Source organism: Rhodococcus sp. 14-2470-1b (genome assembly GCF_002259415.1).
In the GTDB taxonomy this organism is placed as follows: Bacteria; Actinomycetota; Actinomycetes; order Mycobacteriales; family Mycobacteriaceae; genus Rhodococcoides.
The window spans coordinates 239,238-259,495 of record NZ_NPFY01000004.1 but is presented as its reverse complement, the minus strand read 5'-3'; the positions used below and the strand labels follow the sequence as shown (position 1 = coordinate 259,495).

The 20,258-nt window shown below is 63.0% G+C and carries 21 protein-coding genes and 1 pseudogene; 12 read left to right on the top strand and 10 right to left on the bottom strand.

Annotated features, from left to right (window positions below):
* The first annotated feature begins 93 nt into the window (after positions 1 to 93).
* From CH293_RS02540 to CH293_RS02525, 4 genes are all read left to right on the top strand, one after another.
* Positions 94 to 831 (top strand): GntR family transcriptional regulator, encoded by a 738-nt coding sequence (locus CH293_RS02540; RefSeq protein ID WP_094719254.1) that lies wholly within the window; start codon positions 94 to 96, stop codon positions 829 to 831.
* A gap of 17 nt (positions 832 to 848) precedes the next feature.
* Positions 849 to 1,907: an FUSC family protein gene (locus CH293_RS02535; RefSeq protein WP_255122669.1), complete on the top strand. Its 1,059-nt coding sequence runs from the start codon at positions 849 to 851 to the stop codon at positions 1,905 to 1,907.
* Positions 1,908 to 2,035: 128 nt separating this feature from the next.
* A complete protein-coding gene (locus CH293_RS02530) occupies positions 2,036 to 2,788 on the top strand; it encodes an IclR family transcriptional regulator (RefSeq protein WP_094719253.1) in 753 nt (250 codons plus the stop codon).
* A gap of 59 nt (positions 2,789 to 2,847) precedes the next feature.
* Positions 2,848 to 4,023 carry a 4-hydroxybenzoate 3-monooxygenase gene (locus CH293_RS02525; protein ID WP_094719252.1) on the top strand — a complete coding sequence of 392 codons (1,176 nt, stop codon included), beginning with the start codon at positions 2,848 to 2,850 and terminating at the stop codon, positions 4,021 to 4,023.
* Between the two features lie 58 nt (positions 4,024 to 4,081).
* Here CH293_RS02525 and CH293_RS02520 read toward each other — a convergent pair whose 3' ends face one another.
* Together CH293_RS02520 and CH293_RS02515 are read right to left on the bottom strand one after the other, a co-directional pair.
* Positions 4,082 to 5,356: an MFS transporter gene (locus tag CH293_RS02520; protein WP_094719251.1), complete on the bottom strand. Its 1,275-nt coding sequence runs from the start codon at positions 5,354 to 5,356 to the stop codon at positions 4,082 to 4,084.
* A 201-nt stretch (positions 5,357 to 5,557) separates the two neighbouring features.
* A complete protein-coding gene (locus CH293_RS02515; protein WP_094719250.1) occupies positions 5,558 to 6,211 on the bottom strand; it encodes a TetR/AcrR family transcriptional regulator in 654 nt (217 codons plus the stop codon).
* Between the two features lie 127 nt (positions 6,212 to 6,338).
* Here CH293_RS02515 and CH293_RS02510 point away from each other — a divergent pair, with 127 nt between their 5' ends.
* Genes CH293_RS02510 through CH293_RS02500 form a run of 3 tightly spaced genes read left to right on the top strand, consistent with a single transcriptional unit; the run spans position 6,339 to position 9,507 of the window.
* Positions 6,339 to 7,943 (top strand): AMP-binding protein, encoded by a 1,605-nt coding sequence (locus tag CH293_RS02510; RefSeq protein WP_094719249.1) that lies wholly within the window; start codon positions 6,339 to 6,341, stop codon positions 7,941 to 7,943.
* On the top strand, positions 7,940 to 8,752 hold the full coding sequence (locus CH293_RS02505; RefSeq protein WP_094719248.1) for an enoyl-CoA hydratase/isomerase family protein: 813 nt from the start codon (positions 7,940 to 7,942) through the stop codon (positions 8,750 to 8,752). The genes CH293_RS02510 and CH293_RS02505 overlap by 4 nt, the downstream gene beginning before the upstream one ends.
* Positions 8,749 to 9,507 (top strand): SDR family NAD(P)-dependent oxidoreductase, encoded by a 759-nt coding sequence (locus CH293_RS02500; protein WP_037113670.1) that lies wholly within the window; start codon positions 8,749 to 8,751, stop codon positions 9,505 to 9,507. Before CH293_RS02505 ends, CH293_RS02500 begins: the two co-directional genes overlap by 4 nt.
* Before the next feature lie 177 nt (positions 9,508 to 9,684).
* Here CH293_RS02500 and CH293_RS02495 read toward each other — a convergent pair whose 3' ends face one another.
* Positions 9,685 to 10,137, bottom strand: a complete 453-nt coding sequence (locus CH293_RS02495) for an Lrp/AsnC family transcriptional regulator (protein ID WP_037113668.1) — start codon at positions 10,135 to 10,137, stop codon at positions 9,685 to 9,687.
* A gap of 118 nt (positions 10,138 to 10,255) precedes the next feature.
* On the opposite strand from CH293_RS02495, the gene CH293_RS02490 reads away from it, so the two are divergent.
* Entirely contained in the window at positions 10,256 to 10,870 is a 615-nt protein-coding gene (locus CH293_RS02490) for a LysE family translocator (RefSeq protein ID WP_094719247.1), read from the top strand.
* Positions 10,871 to 11,320, top strand: coding sequence for a CocE/NonD family hydrolase C-terminal non-catalytic domain-containing protein (locus CH293_RS02485; RefSeq protein ID WP_094719246.1), 450 nt, complete (start codon positions 10,871 to 10,873; stop codon positions 11,318 to 11,320).
* A 77-nt stretch (positions 11,321 to 11,397) separates the two neighbouring features.
* On the opposite strand, the gene CH293_RS02480 is transcribed toward CH293_RS02485, so the two are convergent.
* Complete coding sequence (locus CH293_RS02480; protein ID WP_094719245.1) at positions 11,398 to 12,468, bottom strand: ketopantoate reductase family protein; 1,071 nt, start codon at positions 12,466 to 12,468, stop codon at positions 11,398 to 11,400.
* An 88-nt stretch (positions 12,469 to 12,556) separates the two neighbouring features.
* Between CH293_RS02480 and CH293_RS02475 the strand changes: the two genes are divergently transcribed.
* Both CH293_RS02475 and CH293_RS28465 read left to right on the top strand, forming a co-directional pair.
* Entirely contained in the window at positions 12,557 to 13,174 is a 618-nt protein-coding gene (locus CH293_RS02475; protein ID WP_094719244.1) for a TetR/AcrR family transcriptional regulator, read from the top strand.
* Between the two features lie 112 nt (positions 13,175 to 13,286).
* A pseudogene (locus tag CH293_RS28465) lies at positions 13,287 to 13,569 on the top strand (LLM class F420-dependent oxidoreductase); the annotation flags it as partial.
* Between the two features lie 124 nt (positions 13,570 to 13,693).
* On the opposite strand, the gene CH293_RS02465 reads toward CH293_RS28465, so the two are convergent.
* On the bottom strand, positions 13,694 to 14,818 hold the full coding sequence (locus tag CH293_RS02465) for an ROK family transcriptional regulator (RefSeq protein WP_094719243.1): 1,125 nt from the start codon (positions 14,816 to 14,818) through the stop codon (positions 13,694 to 13,696).
* Positions 14,819 to 14,913: 95 nt separating this feature from the next.
* Between CH293_RS02465 and CH293_RS02460 the strand changes: the two genes are divergently transcribed.
* Positions 14,914 to 16,203 carry a DUF1479 domain-containing protein gene (locus CH293_RS02460; RefSeq protein WP_094719334.1) on the top strand — a complete coding sequence of 430 codons (1,290 nt, stop codon included), beginning with the start codon at positions 14,914 to 14,916 and terminating at the stop codon, positions 16,201 to 16,203.
* A 661-nt stretch (positions 16,204 to 16,864) separates the two neighbouring features.
* Here the strand turns inward: CH293_RS02460 and CH293_RS02455 are convergent.
* Genes CH293_RS02455 through CH293_RS27800 form a run of 5 tightly spaced genes read right to left on the bottom strand, consistent with a single transcriptional unit; the run spans position 16,865 to position 20,121 of the window.
* Entirely contained in the window at positions 16,865 to 17,119 is a 255-nt protein-coding gene (locus CH293_RS02455) for a ferredoxin (RefSeq protein ID WP_037113660.1), read from the bottom strand.
* Complete coding sequence (locus tag CH293_RS02450; RefSeq protein WP_094719242.1) at positions 17,116 to 18,363, bottom strand: NADH-ubiquinone oxidoreductase-F iron-sulfur binding region domain-containing protein; 1,248 nt, start codon at positions 18,361 to 18,363, stop codon at positions 17,116 to 17,118. Before CH293_RS02450 ends, CH293_RS02455 begins: the two co-directional genes overlap by 4 nt.
* Entirely contained in the window at positions 18,360 to 18,923 is a 564-nt protein-coding gene (locus CH293_RS02445; RefSeq protein ID WP_094719241.1) for a ferric reductase-like transmembrane domain-containing protein, read from the bottom strand. Before CH293_RS02445 ends, CH293_RS02450 begins: the two co-directional genes overlap by 4 nt.
* Complete coding sequence (locus CH293_RS02440) at positions 18,923 to 19,858, bottom strand: FAD:protein FMN transferase (protein WP_037113657.1); 936 nt, start codon at positions 19,856 to 19,858, stop codon at positions 18,923 to 18,925. Before CH293_RS02440 ends, CH293_RS02445 begins: the two co-directional genes overlap by 1 nt.
* A complete protein-coding gene (locus tag CH293_RS27800) occupies positions 19,855 to 20,121 on the bottom strand; it encodes a hypothetical protein (protein ID WP_141216780.1) in 267 nt (88 codons plus the stop codon). Before CH293_RS27800 ends, CH293_RS02440 begins: the two co-directional genes overlap by 4 nt.
* Positions 20,122 to 20,258 lie beyond the last annotated feature (137 nt).

Below are 20,258 nucleotides of genomic sequence, written 5' to 3'. Positions count from 1 at the left end.
ATCGACCTCCGATTTCTGTAGACAATGAGAGGTTAACCTAATCAAGTGTGTGGAACCGGGTCGTGTCGCGAGCGCGGTACCGTAACGCCTCATATGAGCAAACCACTTCCGCGCGCAGGCCGGCTCGTCTCGGACCCGCCCAGCCTCACCGCACTGGCTGCCGACGCACTTCGGTCGAAGATTCTCCGCGGCGAGCTCCGTCCGGGCGATCGCGTCGTCGAGAACAGATTGACGGGCGAACTCGGAGTCAGTCGGCCACCGCTTCGGGAAGCGATGCGCATCCTGGAGCAGGAGGGGCTGCTGGTCCAGACTCCGCGCGTGGGTGCAGTGGTGACTCCCCTCACTATGCAGGACGTCTACGAAATCGTCACTCTGCGAGAGAATTTGGAGGCGATGGCCGTACGTCTGGGCGTTCCCGTGAAATCGGAATCCGCACTCGCTGCGTTGCGCGAGACGCTCGAAGTCATGACGACGCACGCGGCCTCGGGCCGAGAAGATGTGGCCGTCGAGGATTCCTACCGGTTTCACGCTGCGCTGGTGGCACTCGCAGGTCATCGTCGCCTGGACGAGTCCTATCGGTCTTTGTCCATCCAGTTGCAACTGTGCATGAGCATGAACCGCTCGGCGCGGGCGGCCGACGAGACGCTCGTCGAACGAGCGGAACGGCACCGACGACTGTTCGATCTCGTCGTCGCCGGTGATCCAGAAGCTGTCCTGCGCGTGATGCACGACGAGAACTCGCGCAGTTTCGTTCGAACGATCGAGACCGAACTCGCCGACGGCTCGCCGTCTGCGCAGGCGTGGGCAGCGGAGTTTCGGGGCCCCGCGTAGCGGGGTAGCACCCGACTGTGTCGGGTACAGCAATTTTCCGTTCCGTAGGGCGGCCGTGGATCGTCGCGGCCACGAAGTCGACGATCGCAGCGATCGCAGCGTGGTGGTTGGCCGATCGCGTCATCGGGAGTCCGCAAAGCTTCCTCGCGCCGTACACCGCGCTGTTCATGATCGGTGTGACCGTGCGGGCAAGTGGGACTGCGGCCGTCCGCCAAGTAGCGGTCGTCACCGTCGGCGTCGCGATCGCGGCGGCGGCCGGGAGCGTACTCCCGACGGTGGCCGCTCTGGCTGCGGCGGTGGCCGTCGGAACGGTCGTCGGCAGGATGAGAGTGTTTGCGCCGGATGGCATGTGGGTCGCCATCACCGCTCTCCTGGTTCTCCTGTACGGAACGGCGACAGACGAAGTGATGGTGCTGTACCGCATCGGTGACGTCGCGCTCGGTGCCATCGTCGGTCTCGCGGTCAACGCCGTCGTCGTGCCCCCCGAATTCCTTTCCGAGGCACGTGACCTCATCGTCGTACGATCCAGAGGCCAGGCCGAGCTGCTGCGCAACCTGGCACTCGCGGTGCGGGACGGGGCTCGAGTACACCGCGAACTCCGGACCGAGCTGTGGGAATTGTTCAAAGCCTCGGGAGTCACGGCAGCGCTCGATCGAGGCAGGGACAGTTTGCGTGGCAACGTGCGCCGCCGCGCGTGGAGCCGGGTCGGCGGCGATCGCATCTATCGGCCCGCGGCGAGCACACTCGACCGAACGCTGATCTCGCTGGCGGCGGTCGTCGTCGGAGTGGAAGGACTGTCCAGCAGGTTCGAGGACTCCAGCGACGGGCTGCGAGATGATGTCGCGGACCTACTCGACATCGTCGCCGACGCGTTGGACGAACTGGGCAACGACCCGGCGCGTCACCACAGTCCGTACTCGCGCATGCTCGGAAAACATCTGCCTGAGGCCATGCGGTTGAGTGAGGTTGTGCACCAGGGTCTTTCCGATGCAGGCGCCGACACAGCCGCGATATCGAGCATCGTCGTCGCCGTCGATGCCATCGACGCCACGCTGTATCGACTCGGTGAGCAGTGAGGGGCTCCCGCCACCGGGGTACTCGGGCGCTCGATCGGTCCTGGGGTGGAAGCCTGAAAAAGCTACACTTCTCGACGAGATCGGCAGCGGTTCCTACACCGCGACAGAGTCGTCGACGGAGGTGCGAGGTGGCGGGCAACACGAGAAATCCTGGGCAATCCGTGTCTGCCCGCCTTCTCGCGGTTCTCGCAGCCTTCGAAGGAGATCGAGCAGCCCTCACGCTCACTGACATCGCCGCCGCAACGGGGTTGGCGCCTGCGACTGCGCACCGCCTCGTCGGCGAGCTGGTCGACTGGGGTGCGCTGGTGCGTACCGAAAAGGGTCAGTATGTCGTTGGGCAACGCTTGTGGAAGTTGGGTATGCGCGCCCCCGTGCAAGCCGATCTTCGTGAGATCGCGTCGCCGTTTCTGCACGACATCTACGGAGCAACCCTGGCGACGGTCCACCTCGCCGTCCGCGACGGTGATCAGGTGCTGTACCTCGATCGGCTCGCCGGGCACGCGTCGGTGCCTGCTGTGAGTCGGATCGGTGCTCGGCTTCCGTTGCACACCACCGGCGTCGGAAAAGTGCTGCTCGCCTTCGCGCCCGAGGAGGTGCAGGATCGCGTCCTGGTGTCATTGACCAGAGCCACGCCGTACACGGTGACGCAGCCTGGCACGCTTCGAGGGGAGTTGCGGCGAGTGCGCCGCGACGGGTTCGCTCGCACCGTCGAGGAAATGACGCTCGGCGCGTGCTCGGTAGCAGTCCCGGTCCAGCGCGTCGACGGCGACGTGATCGCCGCGCTGGGCATCGTGGTTCCCGATCTGGGCCGAGACCGGGCGAAATTGGTTGCGGCTCTTCAGGTGGCTGCGCAGGGTATTCGACGAAGCTTCCCGGACTGATTTCACTCAGCGGAAAATAATGCTTGTTGTGGTATCGATCACGATGTCTACTGATCGGCATGCGTACAGAGGTAGCCATCATCGGTGCAGGCCCGGCCGGTCTGCTCTTGTCCCACCTGCTCGCCGAGCAGGGCGTCGAGTCGGTCATCGTGGAGACGCGGAGTCAGAAATACGTACTTTCGCGTATCCGCGCCGGAATTCTCGAGCACTCGACGGTTCGACTACTCGACGACATCGGCCTCGGCGCCCGGTTGCATGCCGAAGGGCAGGAACACCGGGGCATCTACCTCCAGTGGCCGGAGGAGCGTCACCACATCGACTTCACCGACCTGGTGGGCCGCAGCGTCTGGGTGTACAGCCAGACCGAGGTGACGAAGGATCTGGTCGCTGCCCGCGAAGCAGCGGGTCAGCAGATCTACTACGAAGTATCCGACACATCGCTGCACGACGTCGAATCCGACTCTCCGTACGTCACATTCACCGATGCTTCCGGGACGGAGGTGCGCGTCGACGCGGCGGTGATCGCCGGATGCGACGGGTCGTTCGGCCCGAGTCGGGCGACGATGCCAGACCGGGTTCGGCAGACCTGGGAACGGACGTACCCCTATTCGTGGCTCGGCGTCCTGGCCGACGTGGCCCCGTCGACCGACGAACTGATCTACGCCTGGCACCAGGACGGATTCGCGATGCACTCGATGCGCTCGGACACCGTCAGCCGGTTGTACCTGCAGGTTCCCAATGGAACCGATGTGAACACCTGGTCCGACGATCGGATATGGGATTCGTTGGCCGCCAGGCTCGGTCACGGCCAGAACGGGTGGGAGCTGACGCCCGGTCCGATCACGGAGAAGAGCGTGCTGCCGATGCGTAGCTACGTTCAGACTCCGATGCGGCACGGCAACCTCTTCCTCGCCGGCGATGCGGCGCACATCGTCCCACCGACCGGCGCCAAAGGCCTCAACCTTGCCGTCGCCGACGTCGCACTGCTCGCGCCGGCCCTCGTGGCCCTGGTGCGTAAGAACAACGAAGAGGCAGCAGCGGCCTACAGCGACAACGCCTTACGCAGAGTCTGGCGCTGCACCCACTTCTCGTGGTGGATGACGACGATGCTGCACACCAGCGAGGACCCGTTCGACGCCCAACTGCAACTGTCCCAGCTGCGCTGGGTGGCGTCGAGCGAAGCAGGCGCCACCGGCCTGGCGGAGAACTACGCCGGACTGCCCATCGGGTTCTGACGACGACGTCGACTCGAGTTTCGGCGGTTTCGGCGTAGCTCCGCGGTGAGCAAGACACTCAGGATGGTGCGCGGGACTTACCGAGTCCGAGAGTAACGAGGAGTACCAGCACCGCGAGGTAAGCGAAATACCATGTACCAAGCCCTTGGCTGCTGAACCAGGTGAGCAGGAACGGTGCTGTTCCGCCGAAGATCGCAGTTGCCAGGTTGTACGGAGCCCCGACTCCCATGGCCCTCATTCTGCTCGGAAACTGCTCGGTCATGACAGCGGCGAGCACGGAAAACATACACGCCGTCAACGTCAGCAGCGCGATGTCGACGACGAGGCTCTGCCACCAGACGGTCGTCAGTCCGAGGCTCAGCGGAACGATGGCAACGGCGCCGCCGATCGAGAACACGAGGCCGAATACCCTGCGGCCGTAGCGATCGGACATGTGACCGAAAAGCGGCAGCAGCAGCATGAAGACGACAAGAGAGACGGTGTGGACACCGAAGGTCGTGTCGGCCGCGAGACCTACCGATTTGATCAGGTGCGTGGGCATGTAAGAGACGAAAGTGTAGAAGGCCGTCGCCGATCCGGACATCAACAAGATGACGCGGATGGTCTCGCGGGGGTAATCCGACAGCAGTGCGCGTAGGCCGGACCTCTGCGGTGTGGTGCCGTCGCGGACCTCGCTAGCCTCGAGGGTTTCTTCCATGGACGAACGAATCCAGAGGCCGACGAGACCTGCAGCGCCGCCGATGAGGAACGGAATACGCCAACCCCACTCGCTCAGTGCTTCCGCGGAGAGGACTTCGGCGAGAACGAATCCGAGCAGCGTGGCGAGAACGATTCCGGCGACGACCGTCGTGTACCACATGCTGGTGAAAAGGCCTCGACGGTGAGGAGGTGCGATTTCGTAGAGGTACGCCATAGCGCCGCCGGATTCACCACCTGCCGCGAACCCCTGGGTCATGCGAGCTGCCACGAGGAGGATCGGCGCGAAGACTCCGATCGTTTCGTAGGTCGGCGATATGCCGATGATGAACGTGGGCACAGCCATGAGGACGATCGTGAACGTCAACGCTCGCTTGCGTCCGTGCTTGTCCGCATAGCTCCCGATCAGCCACCCTCCTAGCGGTCGGACGAAGAAGCCGACGGCAAAGACCGCGAAGGTGGACAGTAGTGCGGCCGTCGGATCGCTGGACGGAAAAAACAAGGGGGAGAAGTACACAGCGAACGTTGCGTAGATGGTGAGGTCGAACCACTCCACTACGTTGCCCACGGCGGCGGCAGCTAGGGGGCGCACGCGGGTGCGCGGCGGCGCCCCAGTCGTGGGTCGTTGAACTGTCATGGATAAGCCCTTCGGTACGATTGACGAGCGAACAGTACCGTGACTGTAGCCACATTTTAGGTACCGATACGGGGTACGGAAAATCTCTCGAAAGTACCTATCGGCATACGTCGTCTCGAAACTCGTCGCGGCGGGTGAGGGCCGACGAGTGAAATCGCTTGACCATCAACGTACGTCGACGGCTCGATGCAGGTCGCGGGGCTAGCGCGCCCTGCCCTGGTCGTGCGGTGAGTCGTTGCGGAGGAGTCCGTGGAGTAGAAGGTCGGCGAGTTCGGAAAAGGCATCTGCGGCCGATAGCCCGGTCCGTTCGAGAAGGACTCCTGACTGAACGGCGTCTATCGCCAAGGCCACAAGTTGTGCGGCGAACGTTGCATCGGTCGCGCGAAATCGTCGTGATTCGACGCCCTCGGCGATCATTTCCTGTACGCGGGCCGCTGCACGGTCGGTGTTACGCGCATAGATTTCAGCTGTTGGCCGGTAGGCCACCATGTCAGCGTAGAAAGCCCGTGAATTGCGCCGCATCGCCTTGGCGACGCCCGCAAGGTATGTGGTGATGCGCAACCGAGGGTCCGGCTCCTCGGCCACTGCCGCTTCGATGCCCTCGGCCTCGGTCGCGAAGAAGTGCTTGGTCGCGGCGATGACCAGCTGTTCTTTTGTCGAAGCGACGCTGTACAGGGTGGCTTTGGAGCATCGGAGACGTTTCGTCAGATCGTCGACTGTGACCGACGTGAATCCCTCGGCAAGGAAGATGTCCTCGATGCTTGCCAGCAGTTCCTCGCGCCTTGACGTGTCGACGTGACGCCGCCTCGGCGTGTTGATCGATGCGCGGTCTGCAGCCGCTCCTGCACGTGGCATTCCTCGAGTGTTTCACAGGCAGTCCGCACTGCCTGCGTTCCGTGAGTACGAAGTCGTTACGCAAACTACGGCCGGTACGTTGTTGGGTACTGTATAAACATTGATAGTACCCAACCAAGGAGTGTCCATGGACGCCGTCGATGCTCGCGTCAGCGAGATACTTGCCACCTACACCGCCGAACGGGCGGATGTGGGATGGCTGCTGTGCGACCGTCATCCTCGCGATCGCCGAGCGTTGACTGTCGTCGAAGAAAACTGCAGCGCAGTCGAATTCACTTACGGAGACCTTGCCGATCGGTCTACGAGGTTCGCCGCGGTCCTCAGCGAGCACGGAGTCGGCCCGGGCGACCGAGTGGCGACGGTGATGGGCAAGAGCATCGACCTCGTGTCGGTCGTGCTCGGAATCTGGCGCGTAGGGGCGGTCTACGTACCGTTGTTCACCGCCTTTGCGAAAGAAGCTATTTCGTCGCGTCTGACAGAAGCGTCGGCCGTCCTGGTCGTCGCTGACGTCGATCAAATAGGGAAGATTCCGGATGGTCCTTGGCTGACGGTCGTTGCAGGCGGGCACGGACCGGAAGGATTGGAGGCGCGGATGCGCGCCGCTCCTCCCGCGTCGTCAGCGCGTGTGACGGTGGGAGGCGACGGTCCACTGGTTCATATGTTCACGTCGGGAACGACTGGAACCCCGAAAGGGGTGGTGCACCCGGTGTCCTACATCGCAGGATGGCACTCCTACCTGGAGTTCGCCCTAGGCGTCGACGACGGGGGTGTGTTCTGGTCCGGCGCCGATCCAGGATGGGCATACGGGCTGTACACCGCCCTTGTTGCTCCGCTCGCCGCTGGGGTGCCGACCATTCTGCTGCGCGGAGGTTTCAGCGCAGAGACGACGTGGACGGTCCTGTCCGATCTCGAGGTCACTGATTTCGCGGCCGCCCCGACCGTGTTTCGAGGGCTGAGAGCATCGAATGCACCTGTCCCGAAGAATCTTTCGCTGAAGCGGCTGTCCAGTGCGGGTGAACCGTTGACTCCCGAAGTGAACGAGTGGACACGCGGTCTCCTGGGTTTGACGGTTCACGATCATTACGGGCAGACGGAACTCGGGATGCCGATCGGATATCCACATCATCCACTCCTGGAGCAGCCTGTCGCTGCGGGCGCGATGGGTGTGGCGTTGCCGGGTTGGAGCGTGACCGTTCTCGACAGGAACGACGATGTCCCCGTTGCCACCGGGGAAATGGGGAGGCTGGCGATCGTGGTAGCCGACAGCAGTTTCATGACATTCCAGTCGTACGCCGGGGGTGTCTCGACGGATCGATTCTGCAGTGACGGGCAGTACTTCGTCACGGGAGACACGGCATCTCTCGATGAAGCCGGTGTCGTTCGTTTCTCTTCCCATGACGACGACGTCATCATCATGGCAGGCTATCGAATCGGGCCGTTCGACATCGAATCTGTTCTGCTGAGGCATCCCAGCGTGATCGAAGCTGCGGTGATCGCTGCCCCGGATGACGTGCGGGGGGAGGTTGTCGAAGCGTTCGTCGTCCTGTCACCTGGCGTACCGGCATCGGACGATCTGGCCGACGAACTCAAGCGTTGGGTGAAGACCAACTATGCCGCTCATGCCTACCCGCGGCGTATTCACTTCTCGGAACTACTTCCCAAGACGCCGAGCGGAAAGATACAGCGCAACGAACTGCGCCGTCGCCGCAGTGAAACTAACGTGTCGCAATGAGCGACAACACGGATCCCGTCATCGTTGTCCAGTCCGGACCGGTTCGGACACTGACGCTCAATCGACCGGAATGTCGGAACGCCCTGAACGATTTGTTGGTCGACGCGCTGGACTCGGCATTGTCGGCCGCCGAGAACGACCCCCACACGAGATGCATCGTCGTTGCAGGGAACGGAAAGAGCTTCTGCGCTGGGGCAGATCTGCAGTTCTTTCTCGGTCTCCACGCCGAACACGGAACCCCGATTGCTTTCTTGCGCCGAGTCTCTGCACTCGTCACTCGTCTCGAGACCAGCCCGCTTCCGGTGGTTGCAGCGGTACACGGACACGCGGTCGCAGGCGGGCTCGAACTGGCGTTGGGGTGCGATGTGGTGGTCGCTGCGGAATCGGCGCTGATCGGTGACGGACACGTCAAGAACAATCTGCTACCTGCCGGTGGTTCCAGTGTGCGTCTCGCGCGCAAGGTCGGGGACTCTTTAGCGAGATGGCTCTCGCTCACCGGTTCGCTGGTGCCGGCGTCGCGACTGGCCGAGGCCGGATGGATTCACGAGGTCGTACCCGACGACAGGCTGGGCGAAGCGGCCCTCGCCGTTGCCGGCGAGCTGGTGTCGGCTGCTGGGCCTGCGCAGTCGTCGTTCAAGTCTCTGCTGGTCGACTTGACCACGTTGGATTCTCGCAGAGGGCTGGAAAAGGAGTTGGAGGACTTCGACGCTCACTGGAAGTCGAACGACGTACCTGCGGACTTGACGGCATTCCTCGAACGTAAAGCTCTGTCCAACAGAAATATTCGACCGAATACAGGTGAAATGTGAACCGTTTCGAGAATCAGGTGGTTTTGGTGACGGGCGGTGCGCAAGGGCTCGGCGCAGCCATGGCGCGCCGCTTTGCTTCCGAGGGGGCGATCGTGGCAATCGGCGATGTGAACGACGTCGCGGCTGCCGCGCTTGCAGACGCGCTGGAGGACGACTTCGGACATCGTTGTGTCAGTCGTCGCGTCGATGTGACCGATTCTGCCGATGTGACCGCATGGGCTGATTCCGTTGCCAGCGAGTTCGGACGACTCGATGTACTGGTCAACAACGCTGGAATAATCCGGGACAACCGGATCGAGGACATCGACGACGCCGATTGGCATTCCGTGCTCGACGCGTCCTTGACGGGGGCGTTCTACTGCACGCGGGCTGTGATCCCGTTCATGCGTGCTGGTGGATACGGCCGTATCCTGTCGTTCTCGTCCATGAGCTGGCGAGGCAACTTCGGTCAGGCCAATTACGTGGCTGCCAAAGCCGGCATTGTCGGTCTGACTCGAACGATCGCCTTGGAATCCGCGAGGCAGGGCATCACCGCGAACGCCATTGCCCCCGGTCTCATCGAAACCCCGATGTTGGCCTCGATGAACGGACCTGCCCGCGAGAAGCTCGTTTCCAAGGTGCCGCAGCGTCGTACAGGCCGGCCGGAGGACATCGCCGAGGCCGCAGCGTACCTGTGTTCTCCCGCTGCGGGATACGTCAGCGGCATCGTTCTCGACGTCGACGGCGGCCTCGGGATCGGGTCCTCCATCCGTTGACTGTCTTCGCTCCGCGAAAGAGGACTCGTCGTCAAAGCGGCAGTGCGATAATCCGCTGCGTTTGGAGTCGGCGTCGCCGTCTGCTTCGGTCGGGTCGACTTCGAGCCGGGGGATTGCCTGTACTCCGACGTGGACGGGATAGCGTTCGTTGCTCAGCAGTGACGGGCCATGGGCAGCTCACAGCGGTAAGGATCGGTCGAATACAACGTTCTTCATGACAAGCGTAGACACCAGCCTTTGTACCCCAGGTAACGTCGCGAGACTGTGATCGTAGAGCTGCTGGAATGCAGCTCTGTCGCGAGCGATGACTCGCATCAGGTAGTCGGGATCACCGAACAATCGCTGCACTTGAAGGATGTTGGGGACCTCGGCCACTGCATCCTCGAACGCGGCGATGGTCGATCGGTCGGCCGTGTGCATGCTGACGAAAATCAAGGCCTCGAACGTCAGTCCCAACGCCTCGGCGTCGAGCAACGCGCGATAGCTACTGATCGCTCCGGATGCCTCCAACGCTTTCACTCGGCGATGACACGGCGACACGCTGAGGCTTACTCGATCGGCCAGATCGGTCACCGACAATCGTCCGTCCTGCTGCAGCTCCGCAAGAATCTTCTTGTCGATGCGATCCATGGGGTCGAATCTACCAATCTGAAACCCCGATGCGGGAAAATCTAGGCAAAATTGCTTGCAGATCCTGCCTACTCTTGCGGAAGTGCCGCGTTCGCAGCACAGATCGGAGTTCGAGTAGATGGCACTGGGAAGCATCGCGGCGTTCTGGGCGGTGTCCGCGCTGTTCGTCCTCACACCAGGTGCGGACTGGGCCTACGCAATCTCTGCGGGCCTCCGGCAAAGATCGGTCCTACCTGCGGTCGGCGGGATGCTGACAGGCCACCTCGTCGCGACCGTGGTCGTCGCGGCCGGCGTAGCGGCCCTGGTCGCCGAATCTCCGAACGTCATGACCGGGCTGACGGTCGTCGGCGCGCTCTATCTGGCGTGGCTCGGTGTCGGTGCAGTGCGCAATCCCCCTGCCCCGCAGGCGGATGTAGACACGGCATCGACGTCCGGCGTGCGACAGGCATTGAAGGGATTGGGCGTCAGTGTACTCAATCCGAAAGTCTTTCTCCTGTTCTTGGCGCTGTTGCCTCAGTTCACCTCCCGCGCTGCAGGTCTTCCGGTTTCGGTTCAGATCGTCGTTCTCGGGCTGGTCCACATCGCCAGTTGCGCCGTGGTCTATGCCTGCGTTGCCCTCGGTGCACGACGGGTACTGAGCGCGAGGCCGCAGGCCGCTCGTGTCGTAACCCGAATGTCCGGTGTCGCGATGATCGGCATCGGAGCAGTTCTGCTCGTCGAGCAAATTCGGTGAGTGTCCAACCAAGTCGAGTCGAAAGAGATTCTTGGGGCCCTGGATCCACGGTCGACGTTCACCCTCCCGGCATTTGAGGAGGACACCACCATCGCAGGTCCTGCCACCCTCCACGTCAACGCTTCGACGACCGCACCCGACACCTACTTCGTCAGCACGCTCGAAGTCGTCACACCCGACGGCAAAGTCTTACCCGTCGAGGCAGGTTGCCTGCGTGCTCAACTCAGGGACGGGCTCGAGCGCGCCGTGCCGGTAACTCCAGATGAACCACACGACTACACGATCGAGCTCGGGCAGACACACTGGCGCTTCAAGGCCGGTGAACAACTACGCGTCACGCTCAGCAGCGGAGATGCACCGAAAATCAGCTCCACAGCTCCGGCTGGAACCGTGACGATCAACCACGGATCAGGAACATTCGTCGACCCGACCGTATTGCCTCCGCGGTAGCTACCCTTGATACACAGAACAGCGCGCCGTCTCGGACGCTCTCGATCCGCGACAATTACTTGCCGCCGTGACCCGGTTCACCGAGAATGATGTTCCAGTCGGTTCAGTAGATTCAGCAATGCAGGCATGGAGTGCGACTGGCGTAGCCCGTCTTCCGCGCACTCGCGCAGAATGCGGATATCCTGCTCACGCACTTTGCCGCCGTGATGGAACTTGTTGAACGCCTGCAGTTCGAGTGGCTTCATATCCTGCTCCATCTTGCGATGTATACGCGATGTCACTCGTGGACCCATTGTCAGTGAAGCCAGTTTTCCGAACCAGCCGTTGCTCGGCGTGCGAAGGATCTCGCGTTGTGCATCGACTGCGAGTTGCCAAAGTTCGGGGTGTGTGGCGATCAGGTCTTCGAAACTGGGCCATCCAGCGAGCTCCGACACAGCGTAGAGCGGGAACGCCGCGTTGCCGACGACGTCGACAATGCGGCGATCGATGGTTACGCAGCGAGATACTCCACTGCGGCTGTACAATTCGGCGAACTCCTTCACGGCGGCGGGTCCGCTCTTGGCGATTCGATACCCAACTCGACTCGGCGGGTGCTTGATGCAGATGTCCACCGATTCGGGCGGGAGTGCAGCCGGTTGACCCGTCAAGATCCCAGCCCGCGCTTGGTGTGCGAGAGTCCCGAGGAATCCGCGCAGAAGGCGATCCTGGGGGACATCCAGCGTCTGGGCGTAGAAGTCCCGAAGTCCCAGCCCCATCCCGTTCATCAGCACGGGTGTTTCTGTGTCGCGGATGAGCCGGCCGACCTGCTGCAGGGTCTTAGTACCTTCCGGTGAGCGACTCGAAGCACCGTCGAGAGTGACGATGACGAACCGAAAATCGTGTTCTCGCAGAAATCTGGCATTGTCGGCGACGTTGAATGCAGAGAAGATGTCGACTGCTTCCGTGTCGTAGTCGTAGATGCGCTGAGGTCGATCGAAGGCAGCGATCCGTCCGGCGCGCACCAAGAACGTCACGTGCGCGCCGCTCAAGGTGAGGTGGTAACCCAGGGACACACCCACCGCTCCCGCGCCGACTATCAGGACTTCAGGGCCACCACCTGTCGACGACATGGGCAGAGGGGACGTTGCTCTGGCGGGCTTGTCAGTCATGGGAGCTTTCTGTTCGGTGCGCGCTCTCGCAGGTTTGGGCTACAGATGTAGGTAATCGTACATATGTCGAAACGGTAGTGTTCCGGTCATGCCGAACGACGAGGTTCAGGAGCAGGCGAAAGTTGATCGCAGAACTGTGCGCACACGTACTGCGCTCCGGGAAGCGCTCCTCGACCTGGTGCGAACGCGCGATCTGGGGGGAATCACGGTGGCAGATGTCACCGACAGAGCCAATGTGAGCCGGCCGACGTTCTATGACCATTACCGTGGCACCAGTGAACTCGCCGCCGATGCCTCGGCGGCGATGATCGAGCAGCTGGTACGGAGGTTGCCCTCACTGCGACCAGGCTCGCCGAACGCGGTGGCACTCGCACCTCGATCATTGGAGTTGTTCTTCGACGATCTGCGCGAGCATCAGCGTCTGTATCGGAGCTTGTTGGGCCCAACCGGGAGCACGCTCGTTGTTACCGACTTGCGACGCAGGATCGCTCACGCAGTGAAAGATGCGACCGATTCCGCTACCGGCAACAAGGCATCCACTACGTCGAGGTGCACAGGATTTGCACTCAACGCAACGTTCACCGGCGGGGCACTGGCGGCGGTCGCAGCGGACTGGGTTTGCGAAGGCTGTCCATCCTCGAGTGCAGAAATGGCCGCCCAGGTATGGCCGATTCTCGCTTCGCAGTACGGGATCGAGATGGGCTGAGAAGTCCACTCTGGAGCGTTAGCAGGGCCTCTCATGCGCACAACACTCGGCTCATCTTCGGATAGCAAGTCCGAATCGCTGTAGGCGGTAGTACTCGTACAGTGGCGCGGCATACATGGTTACCGATTCGCCGGCGCTGCCCAAGCCTGTGCAGCAGCCGGGACCGCCGATCCTCATGGGTGGGCGCGGTAAGAAACGTAACCCTGAGCTCGCGGCGAGGTTCGCCTCCGAAGTCAATCTGTGCTGCGGGTACACCGAACGAAGTCGTCGACACGATCGGGCGTTACGCAGAGCTCGGTGTCACCCGCATCTATTTGCAGATGCTGGACCTGACCGACATCGACCACCTCGAACTTGTTGCCTCGAAGGTGGTGTCGCAGTTCGCCCGGTCGTGACACCCGGGTCAGATTGTGTTCGCGTTCGCGGGATCAGCCGTCATCTCGATCATCGTCGGTTCAGTCGTCACTGCGCTGCCGCAGACCTACACCGGGAACGTCTGTGCCTACCTGCCCGAGCTCGTCAGATTCTCCCGCGGGACACGACGTCCGAGCGAAGAGCGATGAGCGCGGCCGCTCTGGCGCCGAGGAGTGACGCGTCGTCGCCCACGCGTGGCCGTTCGAGCGGGACCGATCGGGTCGACTGCTCCACGTGTTGCTGTATCGCTTCGAAGAGCGGAGATGCGGCGCCCCAGGGTCCGGCGACGACCACGAATCCGGGGTCGCAGAACGCGATTGCGCTGCTGAGTACATCGCAGACGGCATTCGCGAGCACACCCAGAGTGTCCGCCGGGTTGCGTGCGTACCCGAGTACCGCGTCGACGTCGATGGCCGTGGAGTTCGGATGCCGAAGGCCTAGTTGCTCGAACACGGTGATGAACGGTGTTGCGCGTCCGTCGGCTCCGGTGGTGCTCACGTGCGCGACCTCTCCCGCGAGTCCGCTGTGCCCTCGACGGACCTCGCCGTCGGTCACTATGGCACACCCGAGCCCCTCGCCGAGGTACAGGTATACGAAGTTACTGCCGTCCGAGCCGTCGTGCCGGCGGGAGTCGCGCTCCGCGCGAGCCGCCCAGTTGGTGTCGTTGTCGACGTAGACCGCACCGCCGACGAACGGTTCGAGTACGAGCTTCGGGGACAGAGTGCCGACCAGAAATGGCGCGTCCGGTAGCTGTACCAGTGATCCGCTGGCGCGGTCGACGGGATCGGCGGCCGACACCATCGCGAGTCGGACGGTCGACGGGCCGATGTCGACAGTGGCGGTTCGCGCAGAGTTCACGAGACTTCGGGCGGCGGACGCCTCCGATGCGGACCGGTCGATCGGCTCGAACCCGCGAGCGATCACTGTTCCGGTCGTGTCGATAGTTTCGGCGACGACGCCGTCCGGGGCGACGCTCACCACCAGAGCGACCCCGATTCTCTCGCTCAGCGCGTAGTAGGTGCCCACTCCACCCCGACCATTGGTGCGCTGACCGGTGTCGACGACGAGACCGGCCTCGACCAGTCGGCGGACGGAGTCGGCTGTGGTCGGTTTGGACAGACCTGTGGCGACAGCCAACTCGGCTCGCGTCGAACGGGGCGTGACCATCAGCGCACGCAGCACTGCTTCGTCGGACGGTGTCCGGACCGAACGGGCGGGGAGCGAGGACATGAGGTCATCCTAGAAGATTCAGTAAAGGCCATTGCCTCAAGCGGCTTCATCCTCTAACGTAGGTCAGTAAGAGGGGTTTACTGAATGGAGTGATCATGACGAATGCAGCCACGTTCTCACCGTCGTCTTTACCGCATTGGGAGAACACACCCGATGATCTGCCGATGGCTATCCGTGAGATCAAGCGTGCGCTTCGCGCTCGAATCGGGGCGTCCGGGCGCACGGTCGACGAGGTCTTCGCCGTAATCGAGGAGCGCGTCCGCGCGCAGGTCGAGGATATTCGCGATGCGAAGAGTCGCGGCGAATCTGTCTGGCCCGTAATCGATTACGCAGACATTGCGTCAGGTGACGTCACCCCCGAGCAGATCGAGAAGCTCCGCAGGCGGGGTTGTCTGGTGATGCGTGGCCATTTCGAGCGTGAACAGGCCTTGACCTGGGATCGAGAGATCGTCGACTACGTCGAGTCCAACAACTTCTTCGAGGAGTACCGCGGCCCGGGTGACGACTTCTTCGGCAGTGTCGGGTCCAAGCCCGAAATCTTCCCCGTCTACTGGTCTCACGCACAGATGCAAGCCCGTCAGAGCAAGCGAATGGCTGACGTCCAGACCTTTCTGAACAGCCAGTGGAAGAGCGAGTCCGATGGCGTCCAATGGTTCGACCCGACCCGCGACTCGCTCTACCCCGACCGTATCCGTCGGCGTCCGGAAGGCGCGGACTCCACGGGCCTGGGAACACATCTCGACCCCGGCACCCTCGATCTGTGGATGACCAGCGCCTACCAGCAGGCGTTCCGGCACCTCTTCGACGGATCCGTCGAAGAATACGACCCCTGGGACGCGGCCCACCGCACCTCCGGACCGCAGTATCCCGGTTCGACCATGTGCTCGGCATTCCGGACGTTTCAGGGCTGGACCGCATTGTCCGACATGGACCACGACCAGGGAGTGCTTCACACCGTGCCCATTCCCGAGGCGATGGGCTACCTTATGTTGCGGCCGCTGCTCGACGACGTCGCCGAAGACGACATGTGCAGCGTTACCGTCAACCAAGTGTTCCCGGCAAGTGAGAAATGGCATTCGCTACTGCTCGAAGCATTGTCGGGTATTCCCGACATCGAAGCGGGGGACTCGGTCTGGTGGCACGCGGACATGATTCACTCGGTCGCGCCGGTGACGAACCAGAAGGGTTGGGGCAACGTCATGTACATTCCGGCAGCTCCATGGTGCCCGCGTAACGAGGTCTACTCGGAAACCGTACGGGAGGCGTTTCTGTCGGGGTCCAGCCCGTCCGACTTCCCGGACGAGAACTACGAACGTAACTGGCCGAACAGGTTTCAGCCGTCGGATCTCAATGCTGTCGGCCGACATGGGCTGGGCTTGAGCTGAAAGCCGATGCGGCGAGTCTGGCCGCATTCGGATTCGTTTCGCGCACAGTAGTGCACGTCCGTCAAGAATTCTGCGCCCGATCGGACGGGCGCGGACTGCTGTGGCATCTCGCTGTGGTTCACACGTCGATCACGTTTGATCGAAACTGCTGTGCGGCACGGGGTGCTGCGGCACGTCACTGCCGCGAAGGGCGGCCCGTGGTGGCCGGTCGCAAGGTCATCGGATTCACCAATGGTTGGGAGAGGGCGTCGGTCTCAACGATGGCGTGCCGTTCTGTTGGAGAATGAGCTCGTTCGCCTCAACGGCGACTACCGCAGGGCCCGGCCTCGGCGTCGTACGTCGTTCGTGACGGCATCTTGATCACCGGTCAGAACCGAACCCGTCCGCTGCAGCAGCCGTCGAGCTCATCGGCTTGCGCGAAGCCTCCTAGGCCGGACGACTGTGGACTACGCCGTGCACACTGAAATTCGCACTCGCTCGCTTCCACGCCACCGAAAGAACGGGGCGTCGGGGTCGATCGCATAACCCTGGTTGACCGCCTCGACCCCGTGGCGCCAAGGTGATGTCGCAGTTCACAATTGATAGGAGGTCGTCAACGGTCAGGTGCCTCGCTGGCTCAGGAACGTGCTCGTTGGAGTCCTCTCGGCGGCCACCGGGGGTGCTACGATCTCGACTTCGTTGTGCTGTCGTCGACGAGCCGCAATGCCATTCGAGGGCACAGCCGTACAGCGTCACGCGCGCTGGCTCGGTGGTTGCTGTCGATCGCCGGTTCCGGCTCTCCCGCCAACGAGATCGGGTACCCCCATTCGTCCCGGGAGAGGAGCCCGGGGAGCAATTCGGTGCACAGACCTCGACCGTCACACCTCGTCCAGTCGATATGCAGGCGCAAATTGGCATGCGCAATTTCGGTGTTCATCGGAAATCGACTTTTGTCGTGGTGTCCGCCTCGGACGCTTCGCACGTTCCCGATCCGTGTAACCGAATGTCGCCGGCGAACGCCGTCAAGGCCGAACGGACGAGTCGGGCTGTGCCGTCCGGGTGGTGGCGCGCGCCTCTGCCGTCGACGAGGTTCGCGTAGCGGTGGACGAGTTCGACAGCGCCGGCGCCGGCTCGGCCCCGAGCAACGTCGGTTATGGCTACGGCAAGACGGGGTAGTCCGTTGAGGCACGGACCACATTGTCCCGCGCTTTCGTCGGCGAGGAATCGCACGGCGCGGGCGGTCGATTCCAGCCCGCACTCGGACGTCCCCAGCACGTGCACTACTCCCGCACCGGGGCTGGCACCCAGCGGTGCCAGTGCACTGTGGGAAAGCCCGAGGTTCGGTAGTTCCGCTCCGCGGAGCCAGGTTCCGTGGAAGCCGCCCATGAGCACGGCACGCGTCCGCTCCAGTCGAGCGCCCGCGTAATCGATCAACAATCTGTCGAGCGAGATGCCGACGGGGACCTCGGCCACCCCCGGCCGGGAGACCGCACCCGAGAGAGTGACGAGCATGGTCCCGGGTTCGTCCGGTGCGCCGGTGGAGCGGAACCAGCTGGCTCCGTACCGCGCGATCGTCGCGATATGGGCGAGTGTCTCGACGTTGTGGATCAGCGTCGGCCGTCCTCGCACGCCCGAGATCGACACGCTCGCGCGCTGATCTCGTGGCAGGGCGAGCTTTCCCTCGACAGCCGACAAGACGGCGGTCTTCTCGCCCGAGACGAAGTGCCCGGATGACTCGACCACAGTGACCTCGATGGGGTCCCACTGGGTCGCGCGTCGATCGTCGACGATTCGACGTAGCCAAGTCGCAAGATGTGAGGGCACGTAGAGGTACGCCTCGTTCGAGCCCAGTTGCGCTGCGGCCGTTGCCAGCCCGTCGAGTACCAGGTGTGGCGAATTTGTAAGCAACACTTCGTCCTTGCTGCTCAGTGGTTCCCCTTCGGCCCCGTTGGCGACTACCACCGGCCGCCGTCCTCGGGTGTTCGCAAGTTTCGTACCGGCCGGGAATCCTGCGCCGCCACGGCCGAGAAGGCCGGAGTCGACGATACTTCGGATGACGGTGGGGTCGTCGTGACGGAGTCGTCCGTACACGGTGTGGTGGCGGGTCAGGTCTGCCCCCGCGCCGGAGAGAATCCGTATGCACTGCTGGGATGTGGAGGGGGACGTCGTTACGGTTGTCATGCTGTTGCGCTTTCTCGTGTTCGGTGGTGTTCGACGAAGTCGTGACGGAGCCGGAATGTCACGGCTGTGACAACGAGGGCACTGCAGAGTGCGACGACGGACAGAAACCAGCCGTGCCCGGCATCGGTGCCGTTGCCGTTGCCGAGCGAGTGTGCGAGTGCGATCGGCCAAAGCGCGTACGAGGTCCAATGAACCGCGCGGAAGGTCTTGTACCCGACTCGGTGGCGGAAGATGCCCGTGACGATGATCGCGATCAACAGGTCCGCTGCCAGAGTGCCCAGCCCCAGCCAGAACGGGCGATAGTTGCCCAGGAACGGGATCACGTAGTCGACGAGGCGCAATTGCGCGTAGGGGTCGAATAACAACGACACGATGTGGACCGTGATGAGGGCGGTGCCGAAAAGCGCGGTGTTCTTGTGCAATTCGACGACTCCGAAGCGAGGCAACGACAGCAGGGGTCGTCCGGACCGAGTGAGAATTCCGGATGCTACGGAGAGGGTCAAGACGACGAGCGCGGCGGTTCCCATTCCGCGACCGAATGCCCAGAACGCTTGATCCATCACGCCGCCTTCGAGTCGTCGGGCCACTGCCTGGTTTGAGTCACGGAACTGTCGGCCGACACGAGTCGAGCGGGTAGGCCGACACGTTCCAACCACGGAAGCGCCCCGGACCCTTTGACGATGCATGCCGTGCTCACCGTATTGGCCTGCACACAGCTGTCCGCCACGACGGTGACGGTGCGCCAGTACGGATCGACCGGCCACCCGATCTCAGGGTCCAGAATGTGGTGCATAGTGCGACCGGCGTGAGCCCACCGCCTCCTCACGGTGCTGGACGTCGCCACCCCCGTCCCGGAACCCACGGACACAACCGTCGATGGTTCGTTGTCACCGTCGCAGACCTGGATGTGCCACCCGCCGTCAGGAGTGTGTCCACGGGTGGCGACGTCGCCACCGAGCGAGACGAGAACTCCGCACCCGAGCGTGGCAGAGACGAGATCGGCGCACCGATCCGCCGCGACGGCTTTGGCAGTGGCTCCGAGATCGAGGACTACTCCCTCAGGAACAGTGATCAATCCGTCGTCGAACGTCACCATCGTCCAGTCGGCGCGACGCGTCATCACCGCCGATGCAATCGCCGACGATATCGGCGCCCGGCCGTTGCCCAGTTCGGTGAAGTCACGGTCGTAGCCCCGAGCGATCAGCGCCGATCCCACCGTCGGATCGACTGCTCCATCGGTGAGTTCGGCGGCGCGCAGTGCGGCGGCCACGAACTCGGTCAGCATGGGACTCAGCGCTGTAGGCCGCCCCTTGGACGTCGCCAACTGCGACAGTTCGGAATCTTTACGAAAACGGCTGCAGGCCAGCTCGATCGAGGTCAATTCCGTTCGGACGAGGGACTCCGCAAGGTCTGTCGAGCGCGAGTCGGTGACGATCAGGTGGGCGGTCGTGCTCCATACGTCCCAGCTGGACTCACCTAATTCCAGGGTCGTCATGAGCCGTGGGTGGTGGTGTGCGACGACGTGCCACCCGATGACACCGACGGTGCGGACCCGAACCGCGGCGTCGCAGTATCCGTGCCGGCGGATGTCGAGGAGTCGGGTGCCGAGACAGTCGAGGTGGTCGTGGTCTCCCCGGCGGTATCGTGCGTGTCGAGGTAGGCCATCGAAGTGGCGCCGACCACGGTCGCCGCGCCGAGAGCGACCACCGCTGCTGTGGCATAACGGGTTCGGCGAAAACCCGATTCGGGTGTAGGCATAAGGGTTCCTTTCGGACGCAGGCAACTGATTCGATCGGTGCGCGTGTATTCGAGCTTGACTCCGAATTCTGTGTGCCTGCTGCGAGCACACTGCGATGGTGCTGGGGGTCCGGAGTCGTCGTTCGTCATGACCTCCA

Bases quoted from the DNA above. Each gene is read 5' to 3' on its own strand.
- CH293_RS02475 (WP_094719244.1), top strand. From the start codon at position 12,557: ATGCCGAACGACGAGGTTCAGGAGCAGGCGAAAGTTGATCGCAGAACT.
- CH293_RS27800 (WP_141216780.1), bottom strand. From the start codon at position 20,121: ATGCCTACACCCGAATCGGGTTTTCGCCGAACCCGTTATGCCACAGCA.
- CH293_RS02520 (WP_094719251.1), bottom strand. From the start codon at position 5,356: ATGACAGTTCAACGACCCACGACTGGGGCGCCGCCGCGCACCCGCGTG.
- CH293_RS02480 (WP_094719245.1), bottom strand. From the start codon at position 12,468: ATGACTGACAAGCCCGCCAGAGCAACGTCCCCTCTGCCCATGTCGTCG.
- CH293_RS02440 (WP_037113657.1), bottom strand. From the start codon at position 19,858: ATGACGACCCTGGAATTAGGTGAGTCCAGCTGGGACGTATGGAGCACG.
- CH293_RS02445 (WP_094719241.1), bottom strand. From the start codon at position 18,923: ATGGATCAAGCGTTCTGGGCATTCGGTCGCGGAATGGGAACCGCCGCG.
- CH293_RS02460 (WP_094719334.1), top strand. From the start codon at position 14,914: ATGACGAATGCAGCCACGTTCTCACCGTCGTCTTTACCGCATTGGGAG.
- CH293_RS02540 (WP_094719254.1), top strand. From the start codon at position 94: ATGAGCAAACCACTTCCGCGCGCAGGCCGGCTCGTCTCGGACCCGCCC.
- CH293_RS02525 (WP_094719252.1), top strand. From the start codon at position 2,848: ATGCGTACAGAGGTAGCCATCATCGGTGCAGGCCCGGCCGGTCTGCTC.
- CH293_RS02515 (WP_094719250.1), bottom strand. From the start codon at position 6,211: ATGCCACGTGCAGGAGCGGCTGCAGACCGCGCATCGATCAACACGCCG.
- CH293_RS02505 (WP_094719248.1), top strand. From the start codon at position 7,940: ATGAGCGACAACACGGATCCCGTCATCGTTGTCCAGTCCGGACCGGTT.
- CH293_RS02465 (WP_094719243.1), bottom strand. From the start codon at position 14,818: ATGTCCTCGCTCCCCGCCCGTTCGGTCCGGACACCGTCCGACGAAGCA.
- CH293_RS02455 (WP_037113660.1), bottom strand. From the start codon at position 17,119: ATGAACACCGAAATTGCGCATGCCAATTTGCGCCTGCATATCGACTGG.
- CH293_RS02495 (WP_037113668.1), bottom strand. From the start codon at position 10,137: ATGGATCGCATCGACAAGAAGATTCTTGCGGAGCTGCAGCAGGACGGA.
- CH293_RS02510 (WP_094719249.1), top strand. From the start codon at position 6,339: ATGGACGCCGTCGATGCTCGCGTCAGCGAGATACTTGCCACCTACACC.
- CH293_RS02450 (WP_094719242.1), bottom strand. From the start codon at position 18,363: ATGACAACCGTAACGACGTCCCCCTCCACATCCCAGCAGTGCATACGG.
- CH293_RS02490 (WP_094719247.1), top strand. From the start codon at position 10,256: ATGGCACTGGGAAGCATCGCGGCGTTCTGGGCGGTGTCCGCGCTGTTC.